General features: G+C 70.5%; 6 protein-coding genes. 4 read left to right on the plus strand and 2 right to left on the minus strand.

From position 1 onward, the window contains the following. Window positions 1-21 precede the first annotated feature (21 nt). The 3 genes from ACFQ6S_RS08845 (at window position 22) to ACFQ6S_RS08855 (ending at window position 5,624) form a co-directional block, all read left to right on the plus strand. Entirely contained in the window at window positions 22-1,383 is a 1,362-nt protein-coding gene (locus ACFQ6S_RS08845) for a maltokinase (protein ID WP_383405251.1), read from the plus strand. A 4-nt stretch (window positions 1,384-1,387) separates the two neighbouring features. Continuing rightward, window positions 1,388-3,604, plus strand: coding sequence for a 1,4-alpha-glucan branching enzyme (gene glgB / locus ACFQ6S_RS08850; RefSeq protein WP_383405253.1), 2,217 nt, complete (start codon window positions 1,388-1,390; stop codon window positions 3,602-3,604). A gap of 112 nt (window positions 3,605-3,716) precedes the next feature. Continuing rightward, window positions 3,717-5,624 carry an AMP-dependent synthetase/ligase gene (locus ACFQ6S_RS08855; protein ID WP_383405255.1) on the plus strand — a complete coding sequence of 636 codons (1,908 nt, stop codon included), beginning with the start codon at window positions 3,717-3,719 and terminating at the stop codon, window positions 5,622-5,624. 6 nt (window positions 5,625-5,630) lie between these two features. Here ACFQ6S_RS08855 and ACFQ6S_RS08860 read toward each other — a convergent pair whose 3' ends face one another. Together ACFQ6S_RS08860 and ACFQ6S_RS08865 are read right to left on the minus strand one after the other, a co-directional pair. Next, window positions 5,631-6,158: a fibronectin type III domain-containing protein gene (locus ACFQ6S_RS08860; RefSeq protein ID WP_383405257.1), complete on the minus strand. Its 528-nt coding sequence runs from the start codon at window positions 6,156-6,158 to the stop codon at window positions 5,631-5,633. A gap of 34 nt (window positions 6,159-6,192) precedes the next feature. Next, window positions 6,193-6,795: a hypothetical protein gene (locus tag ACFQ6S_RS08865; RefSeq protein WP_383405259.1), complete on the minus strand. Its 603-nt coding sequence runs from the start codon at window positions 6,793-6,795 to the stop codon at window positions 6,193-6,195. A gap of 319 nt (window positions 6,796-7,114) precedes the next feature. On the opposite strand from ACFQ6S_RS08865, the gene ACFQ6S_RS08870 reads away from it, so the two are divergent. Then, window positions 7,115-8,506, plus strand: a complete 1,392-nt coding sequence (locus tag ACFQ6S_RS08870) for an NAD(P)/FAD-dependent oxidoreductase (protein WP_383405261.1) — start codon at window positions 7,115-7,117, stop codon at window positions 8,504-8,506. Window positions 8,507-8,610: the final 104 nt, after the last annotated feature.

Here is an 8,610-nt window from a genome sequence, read left to right on the forward strand (position 1 = left end):
CCGAGGAAAGGACGCGTCACCATGCAGAAGACCGCATCTCCCCGATTCACCCGTACCGTCGACGCCAGCCCGATGGCCTCACTGGCCGGGCTGCTGCGCGAGTGGCTGCCACGGCAGCGCTGGTTCGCGGGCAAGGACCGGCCCGTCACGGACCTCGCGCTGCTGTCGATGACGGAGCTGTTCCCGGGCTGTCTGCATCTGCTGGTGCACGCCGGTCACTCGGCGGTGCCCTCGCCCGGCGGCGCTCCCCCGGCCGGCGACTGCTACCAGCTGCTGCTCGGCGTACGGCAGCATCTCTCGCCACGCCTGGGGAAGGCCCTCATCGGCCGTGCGGAAGAAGGGCCGCTCGCCGGTCTGACGGTCTTCGACGCGCTTCAGGACCCCCGCTCGGCCCAGCTGCTCCTGGACCGGCTGCGGCACCCCGGCACGGCCGGACCGCTGCGCTTCGAGGCGGACCCGTCCGTGTCGCTGCCGGCCGGGCTCGTGCCCCGGCTCCTGGACGCCGAGCAGTCCAACTCCTCGCTGGTGTACGGCGACTCGTACATCCTGAAGCTGTTCCGGCGCATCCAGCCCGGCGTCAATCCCGACCTGGAGCTGTCCGGTGCGCTGGCCCAGCAGGGCTGCGGCCGCGTACCGGCTCCGGTGGCGTGGTTCCGCACGACGCATCCCTGGGAGGCGACGCTCGGGGTGCTGCAACCGTTCCTTCGGGACGCCTCGGACGGCTGGACGCTGGCGCTGGACGCTCTGGCCTCGGGTCACGACTTCACCGCGGAGGCCCGTCAGCTGGGACAGGCCACGGCGGAGGTGCACCTGGCCCTGGCCTCGGCGTTTCCCTCCGGGGCGCACGCCGAGAACGCCCGTACCGCGGCGGCGATGACCGAGCGCCTGGAACTCGCCGCGCACTTCGTCCCCGCGCTCCAGCCCCATGTCCCCGGCCTGCGCACCGCCTTCGGCGCCCTCGCCGGCTGCGATCCCGGGCCGGCCGCCCAGCGCATCCACGGCGACCTGCACCTGGGTCAGGTGCTGCGGGCCGGCCGGGAGTGGTTCGTCATCGACTTCGAGGGCGAGCCGTCCCGCCCGCTCGCCGAGCGACGCGGCGTCCACTCCCCCGTTCGGGACATCGCCGGCATGCTGCGCTCCTTCGACTACGCCGCCCGGCAGCGCCGCCCGTGGCGTCCGGAGTGGGCGCGCCGCTGCCGGGAGGCCTACTGCGCCGGCTATGCCGCCCGCGCCGGGTGGGACCCCCGCAAGAAGCACGGGCTGCTCCGTGCCTACGAGACCGACCGTGCCGTGTACGAGGTGCTGTACGAGGCCCGGCACCGCCCCGACTGGTTGCCCGTACCTATGGCGGCGATCGAACGCCTCGCCGTGAGAGGAGTCTGACCCCATGGCCCTGCACGAGACCTCGCGCCCCGAGCCGGCCGGCCCCGCCGGGTCGGCCGCCGCGCCCGCCCTCGATCCGGGCGAGCGTGATCGCCTGCTGACGGGCGCCCACCACGATCCGCACGCGCTGCTCGGCGCCCATCCGGTGCCGGGCGGGGTCGCCTTGCGGGCGCTGCGCCCGTTCGCGAGTGCGGTGAGCGTGGTGGTCGACGGCGAGCGCACCGCGCTGGTCTCGGAGGGCGACGGCCTGTTCTCCGCCGTACTGCCGCTGGTCACGATCCCCGCGTACACGCTGCTGGTGTCGTACGCCGAGGACGGGTCCGACGAGCGCGAGGTACATGACCCGTACCGCTTTCTGCCCGCCCTCGGCGAGTTCGACCTGCACCTGGTCCGGGAGGGCCGGCACGAGCAACTGTGGAAGGCGCTCGGCGCCGAGCCGATGAACCATCAGGGCGTGGCCGGCACCCGGTTCACCGTGTGGGCGCCGAACGCGCGGGGCGTGCGGGTCGCCGGGGACTTCACCTGCTGGGACGGGACGGCGTTCCCGATGCGATCGCTCGGGGCGTCCGGGGTATGGGAGCTGTTCCTGCCGGGCATCGGCGAGGGCACCCGGTACAAGTTCGAGATCACCTCCCGGTACGGCCATCGCTTCCTCAAGGCCGACCCGATGGCGCGTCGTGCCGAGATCCCGCCGGACACCGCGTCGATCGTGCACGCCTCGCACCACGAGTGGGGCGACGAGCAGTGGATGGCGCACCGCGGTGACGTGCCCGTGCACCAGGCCCCCTTCTCGGTGTACGAGGTTCACCTCCCGTCCTGGCGGCCGGGACTGACGTACCGCCAACTCGCCGACGAGCTGCCCGCGTACGTCAACGAGCTCGGCTTCACCCATGTCGAGTTCATGCCGGTCGCGCACCACCCCTTCGCCGGTTCCTGGGGCTACCAGGTCACCGGCTTCTACGCGCCCGCCTCCCGGCTCGGTACACCCGACGACCTCAAGTATCTGATCGACGCCCTGCACCGGGCCGGCATCGGCGTGATCATGGATTGGGTGCCGGCCCATTTCCCCAAGGACGACTGGGCGCTGAGCCGGTTCGACGGGGATCCGCTGTACGAACCAGGGGACGCGCGGCGGGCCGAGCATCCGGACTGGGGGACGTACGAGTTCGACTACGGGCGCACCGAGGTGCGCAACTTCCTCGTCGCCAACGCGACGTACTGGTGCGAGGAGTTCCACATCGACGGGCTGCGGGTAGACGCCGTCGCCTCGATGCTCTACCTCGACTACTCGCGGGACTCCGGGCAGTGGGCGCCGAACGTGTTCGGCGGACGTGAGGACCTGGACGCGATGGCGTTCCTCCAGGAGATGAACGCGACCGTGTACCGGCGCAACCCCGGTGTCATCACCATCGCGGAGGAGTCGACCGCCTGGGGCGGGGTGACCCGGCCGACCGACAGCGGCGGGCTGGGCTTCGGGCTGAAGTGGAACATGGGCTGGATGCACGACTCCCTGGAGTACATCGCCAAGGAGCCGGTCCACCGCAAGTACCACCACAACGAGATGACGTTCTCGATGGTGTACGCCTACAGCGAGAACTACGTCCTGCCCATCTCCCATGACGAGGTGGTGCACGGCAAGCAGGCGCTGGTCTCCAAGATGCCGGGTGACTGGTGGCAGCGTCGCGCCAACCATCGCGCGTATCTCGGCTTCATGTGGGCCCATCCCGGCAAGCAACTGCTCTTCATGGGGCAGGAGTTCGCGCAGGGCGCCGAGTGGTCGCAGGAGCACGGGCCGGAGTGGTGGCTGCTCGACGCCGGGTACGCGTCGGCGGGCGACCATCGGGGTGTGCAGGACCTGGTCGGTGACCTCAACATGCTCTACCGGGCGACCCCGGCCCTGTGGGAGCGCGACACCGACCCCGGCGGATTCCGGTGGGTGCTCGGGGACGCCGCCGAGGACAACGTCTTCGCCTTCCTGCGGTTCGGCGCGGACGGCACCCCGCTGCTCTCGGTCAGCAACTTCTCCCCAGTGGTCCGCCACGACTACCGTCTCGCCGTCCCCGACTCCGTGATCGCCTGGCAGGAGGCCCTCAACACCGACGCCGCGCGCTACGGCGGCAGCGACGTCGTCAACCACGATCCCGTCAAACCGGAGGACGGTCACATCCACCTGACACTGCCCCCGCTGGCAACGATGTGGCTTCAGCCGTACCGGATGTGACTCCCGAGTTCTCCGTTCCCGACACATCCGGTCTCAGCTGGGCTAGATTCGGGCAGCGCCGATAACGGAACTCGTCGGTGACGTCACACCCGGTACACATCTGGAGCAGTGCATGCGCGACCTCGGCCTCGCTCCCCCCACCGTCAGACCCTTGATCGGCGGGCTCGCCGACAGCATCTTCGAGACGGCGGCCGTCAACCCCACACTGCCGATGCTCGCGCGCCGTCCCGAGCCCTCCTCCCCCACATGGGAGGAGGTCACGGCCGCGGAGGTACGCGACGAAGTGACCGATCTGGCCAAGGGCCTGATCGCGTCCGGTATCTCACCCGGCCATCGCGTGGCCATCATGGCGCGCACCCGGTACGAGTGGACGGTGCTCAGCTACGCGCTGTGGGCGGTGGGCGCCGAGGTGGTCCCGATCTATCCGACGTCGTCGCGCGACCAGGTCGAGTGGATCCTGCGGGACGCCGAGTGCGTGGCCGTGGTGGTCGAGGACGAGCAGGCGATCATGACGGTCGGCTCGGTGTGCGGGGCGCTCCCGCGACTGCGCCATGTCTGGCAGCTGGACGCGGGCGGCCTCCAGCAGCTCTTGGAGCGGGGCGAGTTCGTCCCGCTCGCCACGGTCGAGTCGCTGCGCCGGATCGTGCTGCCGGACTCCACCGCGGCCGTGATGTACACCTCCGGCACGACGGGCCACCCTCTCGGCTGCGCGCTCAGCCACCGCGGACTGGCGAGCCCCTGCGACACGCTCCTGGCGGGCTGGGGCCACACGGTGATCCCGCCCGGCGGGCAGCAGGCGTCGGTCCTGGCCTTCCTGCCCTTCTCCCATGTGTACGGGCTCCTGGTGCAGGCTCTGTGCATCCGGGGCGGCATGCTGATGGGGCACGAGCCCGACCTGAGCGAGGCGGCGCTGTCTGCCTCGCTGCGCACCTTCCGGCCGACCTGGCTGTGCGCCGTGCCGTCGATCTTCGAGAAGATCTACAAGAACTTCCTGCGTGCGGCCCAACAGGCGGGCCGTGGCGCGTTGTTCGAGCGGGCCGCCGACACGGCTCGGGACTTCGCGGCGGCGCTGGAGCGTCATCGGCTGGGCGGCGGGCCCGGGCCCGGGTTCGATCTGCGGCTGCAACACGCCCTGTACGAGCGGACGGTGTACCGCAAGCTGCGCGCCGCGCTGGGCGGACGGGTGGTCCGCGCGACATCGGGCGGCTCGTCCCTGAACCGTGAACTGTCCCTGTTCTACGAGGGCATCGGCATCTACGTGAACGACGCCTACGGCCTCACCGAGACCTGCGGCGGGGTCACGGCGCAGCCGGAGGGCCGGGAGATGTCGGGGACGGTCGGGCAGGCGCTGCCGGGCATGGACATCCGGGTGGCCGACGACGGGGAGATCCTGGTGCGCGGGCCCTCGGTGTTCCAGGGCTACGTCAACGACGAGGCGTCGACGCGGGCCGCGCTGTACGGCGGCTGGCTGGCCACGGGAGATCTCGGCCGGCTGGACTCGGACGGCTATCTGACGATCACCGGTCGCAAGAAGGACATCATCGTCACCAGCAGCGGCAAGAGCGTCTCCCCGGCGCTGCTGGAGCAGCGGCTCAGGATGCATCCGATGGTCCATCAGGCGGTGGTCGTCGGCGACAACCGGCCCTGTGTGGGGGCGCTGATCACCCTGGACCCCGACTTCCTGGCCTACTGGCGCGAGTCACTCGCCGTGCGCAGCGACGCGAGGATCCGTGAGGCGCGCGAGGAGAACGCACTGCGGGAGGAGATCGCCCGGGCCGTGGCCGCCGCCAACAGCGCGGTGTCGCGGCCGGAGTCCATCCGGGTGTTCCGTGTGCTGCCGGAGCCGTTCGATGTGGCCCGTGGCCTGCTGACGCCGTCGATGAAGCTGCGCCGGGACGAGATCGTGCGGCACTACGCCCTCCAGATCGACGCGATGTACCAGGCACGTTCGCGGGCACCCCGGGAGCAGGTGGCGGACGAGTTCGCGCACTGGGACGACACGGACAACGTCTTCGGCTGAGCGCGCCTATTCGCCCGTGGTCAGCCGTACGACGTTCGATCGCTCTGCGAGGAAGAAGGCGCGGACGCGGTAAGCGGCGTGCCGTTCGTCGGGGAGCGGGACGAAGTCGGTGGCCTCGGTGTTCGGGGCGAGGACGGCGACGGGGTCGTATCGGGCGCCCTCCGGCTTGCGGATCTCCAGGAGGAAGCCGTCCTCGCCCGAGGAGCGGTCGGTCCAGGTGAAGCGGAGGCCGTCGGGCCGTTCGGTCCGGTGCGGGCGGACGGTGGGGCCCCGGTAGGAGCGCAGCCGGTAGGAGAAGGTGGTGTGCGGCATGAGGTCGGGGTGGCGATAGCTCGTCACCTGGGGGGCGAGGTACTGCAGGACGGTGTAGGGGCCCGCCTCCTCGGTCGCGAACTCCAGGACGTGACCGGCGATTCCGGGCCGCTCGTCGCGCCAGTGCAGGTCGATGTCGGTGGGTGTGGTGAGGGCGCCTCGCAGCGGCTGTGCCGGGTCGACCGTGCAGGCCGGCAGCGCCAGGATCAGCGCTGCCGACACTGCGATGCGCGCCTTTCCTCGCATACGGCGGCCGCTACTTGCGCCAGAAGCGGACGTTGCTCCACTCCACGGTGGCCGTTCCGTTGCCGCTGTTGGTGCGATAGGCGCCGAACTTGTCGTAGAAGCTGCCGCCGGGGCTGTCGTAGGTGTGCTTGAGCGAGCCGTTGATGTAGGTGCGGTGCTCTGCGCCGACCTGGTGGACGGTGTTGACGCGGACGGTCGCGCCGACCGTCCCGGCGTTCGAGAGCGTGGTGCCGCCGTGCACCGCGTACAGCCTGCCGCCGCGCTCGACGGCGAGCATGAAGTAGGGGCCGGAGCCCGACTCGTGGAAGGTCTGCTTGAGGCTGATCCGGGTACCGCTGAGGCTGGTGATGCGGAAGTAGCCTTCGAACTGACGCGTTCCGCCGGTGTAGGTGGCGTAGCGGCGTTCAGCCCGTTGGTCGCCGCTGGCGGTGGAGCAGGTGAGCCGGAAGGTCAGGCCGTCGATCTGGCCGCAGCCCCGCTCCTGCTCGGTGTAGCCGGGTGAGACCGACTGCCAGCCGCCTGGCTCGACTTCGGCGAAGGCGTGCGGGGCGGCGAGCAGCGACGTGGCGCACAGTGCGGTGGTGACGGTGAGGGTGCGCAGGCGTGGACGCATCCTGTCTCCTGTCGGACGTGGGGGTGGACCGCATCTCATATCTGGTCACGTATATGAACTGCGATCCCTCATATGGATGAGCGTTACGGACGTTAGGTTCAGACCAATCACCCGTCAAGAGATCGTGCGGACACGTCTTTCCCTCCCGAACCGGTGTGCCCCGGCGCCGGTTGGGGCAGGGTGGCTCACGACGGGTTCATCTGCCTGCCGCACCCGGCTGGCGGAACGACCGGTGGCGCGGTGGGATCGAGGCGTGCGAAGCAGCGATCCAGGGGCAGGCGAACGACGTCGAGGCAGACCGCCTGGAGCCGCAGAAGGGATGATCACCGTGACACGACCCAGGATCCTGGTGGTTGGCGCAGGCTTCGCCGGAGTCGGATGCGTTCGCCGGCTGGAACGCAAACTCTCCCCCGACGAGGCCGAGATCACCTTGGTGACGCCGTCCTCCTATCAGCTCTACCTTCCGCTTCTGCCCCAGGTCGCCTCCGGCGTCCTGACCCCCCAGTCGATCGCCGTGTCCCTGCGCCGCAGCCGCAGGTACCGCACCCGGATCATCCCGGGCGGCGCCATCGGCGTGGACCTCGCGGGCAAGGTCTGCGTCGTCCGCACGATCACCGACAAGGTCGTCAACGAGCCCTACGACTACATCGTGCTGGCCCCCGGCAGCATCACCCGCACCTTCGACATCCCGGGGCTGACGGACCACGCGTACGGCATGAAGACACTCGCGGAGGCCGTCTACCTGCGCGACCATGTCATCTCCCAGCTGGACCTCGCCGACGCCAGCCAGGACCCGGACGAGCGTGCGGCACGGCTGCAGTTCGTGGTGGTGGGCGGCGGGTACGCGGGCACCGAGACCGCGGCGTGCCTGCAGATGCTGACCCACAACGCGGTCAAGCGCTATCCGCGGATCGACCCGCGCCTGATCAAGTGGCATCTGATCGACATCGCGCCGGGGCTGATGCCCGAGCTCGGCGAGAAGCTCGGCAAGGACGCCCAGGAGATCCTGCGCAAGCGCGGCATCGAGATCTCCCTGGGCGTGTCCATCGCGAAGGCGGGTCCCGAGGAGGTCACCTTCACGGACGGTCGGGTGGTGCCCACCCGCACCCTGATCTGGACCGCCGGCGTGGTCGCCAGCCCGCTGATCGGCACGCTGGGCGCCGAGACGGTGCGGGGCCGGCTCGCGGTCACGGCCGAGATGAGCCTGCCCGGGCACGACGGAGTGTTCGCGCTCGGCGACGCCGCCGCGGTCCCCGACGAGGCCAAGGCCGAGGAGGGCGCCGTCTGCCCGCCCACCGCCCAGCACGCGATGCGCCAGGGCAAGGTCGTGGCCGACAACGTCATCGCCGCCCTGCGGGGGCAGCCGATGCGGCAGTACCGGCACAAGGACCTCGGCCTGGTCGTCGACCTCGGCGGCCGCGACGCCGTCTCCAAGCCGCTCGGCGTCGAGCTGAAGGGCCTGCCCGCGATGGCCGTCGCCCGCGGCTACCACTGGTCGGCGCTGCGCACCAACGTCGCCAAGACCCGTGTCATGACGAACTGGATGCTCAACGCCGTGGCCGGCGACGACTTCGTGCGCACCGGGTTCCTGTCCCGCAGTCCGGCCAAGCTGAAGGACTTCGAGTTCGTCCACGCGTATCTGACGCCGGAGCAGTTGCGGGCGCAGATCGGCGGGAAGGGCGGAGCGGGGGCCGCCGAGGGGGACGGATGAGTGAGGCGTGGGGGCCTCACCAGCCCAGGGGCCCCCCCCCGCCACCCAAAAAGAAGGGGAGAGGGGACCAGCATTGGAGCCAACTGAGGAGCCGTTCTCGCCCG

It is taken from the genome of Streptomyces sp. NPDC056479, from assembly GCF_042795335.1.
Classification (GTDB): Bacteria; Actinomycetota; Actinomycetes; order Streptomycetales; family Streptomycetaceae; genus Streptomyces.